The organism is Paenibacillus sp. GXUN7292, from assembly GCF_050864975.1.
Classification (GTDB): Bacteria; Bacillota; Bacilli; order Paenibacillales; family Paenibacillaceae; genus Pristimantibacillus.
Genome location: NZ_JBOZWO010000092.1, coordinates 1 through 1,552, shown reverse-complemented (window position 1 = coordinate 1,552; position 1,552 = coordinate 1). Strand labels below are relative to the sequence as shown.

At 39.1% G+C, this 1,552-nt stretch carries 1 protein-coding gene and 1 riboswitch; the gene reads left to right on the top strand.

Annotated elements, in window-relative coordinates; all coding sequences use genetic code 11:
- Positions 1-316 precede the first annotated feature (316 nt).
- A riboswitch (cyclic di-GMP riboswitch) is annotated at positions 317-403 on the top strand.
- A gap of 14 nt (positions 404-417) precedes the next feature.
- A complete protein-coding gene (locus ACRRU2_RS28470; RefSeq protein ID WP_331701393.1) occupies positions 418-1,227 on the top strand; it encodes a transglutaminase-like domain-containing protein in 810 nt (269 codons plus the stop codon).
- The last annotated feature ends 325 nt before the right edge of the window (positions 1,228-1,552 follow it).

The window sequence follows — 1,552 nt, the reverse complement described above, 5'->3', positions numbered from 1 at the left end:
ACACAACAAAAAGACTGCTTTTTTGGTTCTAACGGTCACGGATGTCCGCACCGCAAATAACATCGCATCGTTTGTTCTTTGCACACGATGATGGCAAGTTAGGTCACCGATAGGTGATTTTGTTCAGTTATAAGAACTTATAAGTTTTTTCTATAAACTTGTTCTTATCATTCATCGGTAAACGCGCCTGTCCAAAGGACGGCGGAGCCGTTTATTTTTGTTTTATTAAGTATGAAAATAGGTTTAGGCATCCATTGGAATTGGGATGAGCTTATAGCAAAACAAGCTTTTTTTAATAAGATGTAGTACCAGGCTTGACCAATAATGGCAAACCAGTCGAAAGATTGGGACGCAAAGCTAAAGGGCCTTCACTATTTCCATAGATGGCAGCCTAGCTAACGAAAGGAGAGTTTGTTCATGCGGATGATCAAGTGGGTAATGCTGCTTGTAACGATGAGCTTGCTGGCCGTATTAATTGGAGGTGCAGGGGTAGAGGCGCAGGTATCGAAGTGGCTGGATAGCTCGCAGTTGTCTCAAGGTATCATTTTTATTTCTTATCCCGTACAGAAAAATATAAAAACGAAGCTGATGATTGTTAAAGGGAATGACCGGTACACTTATACGTTGTCTGGCAGCAAAAAAAAGGAAAGCTTTCCACTGCAGATGGGTAATGGAAAGTATATTGTTTATGTGCTTGAGCATGTGTCGGGCAACAGTTATAAAAGAGTTGCCAATAAGGAAGTAACATTGAAACTAAAATCCAGCAATGCTGTCTTTTTAAATTCTATTCAAAATATTTATTGGACAAGCGAGAGTGCTGCAGTCATTAAAGCTAAGGAATTAACTAAAAATATGAATACAAATGAGGAGAAGGTTAGGGCTATCTATAATTTCGTATATAAAACCATTAAGTATGACAGCAAACTTGCAGCTGATGTGTCCAACGATTATCTTCCAGATATTGACCGCACGCTTAAATTGAAAAAGGATATTTGCTATGGTTATGCTTCGTTATTTGCGGCGATGCTGCGCAGTCAGCAGATTCCGACGAAGCTTGTAATGGGGGAGAGCAGCTATGTGAAAGTGTATCATGCTTGGAATGAAGTGTATTTGAATGGGAAGTGGGTCATTATTGATACTACAGTGGATGCTAGCTTGTTGAAAGTAAACAAAAAGGCTTCGATGATAAAGGATAGCAGTAAATATAAAGCGGCAAAAGTATATTAAGCTGAAGCATAAGGGATTAGATAAGCCGTTGAATTATAATGCTGTGCATCAATTAAAGCAGATACAAGACTTCATAATTGCTTGTATTTGCTTTTTGTTTGCCTGGATTGCGAGACAGCTGTTTCAGAGGCGAATGAACGGGGTAAATAAATCATACGGGCGCATTGTTTCGAATCAAACAGCTGCAGAAAGAAGCAGGAAAAAATAGTATAGAAATCTTTTTAAAAAAACACTTGCATTATATTAGGCGCCTGTGATATATTATAAAAGTCGCCGCTGAGACAACGCGGTGCACACGCTGAAACAACCGAGTTTTACTTGGTTC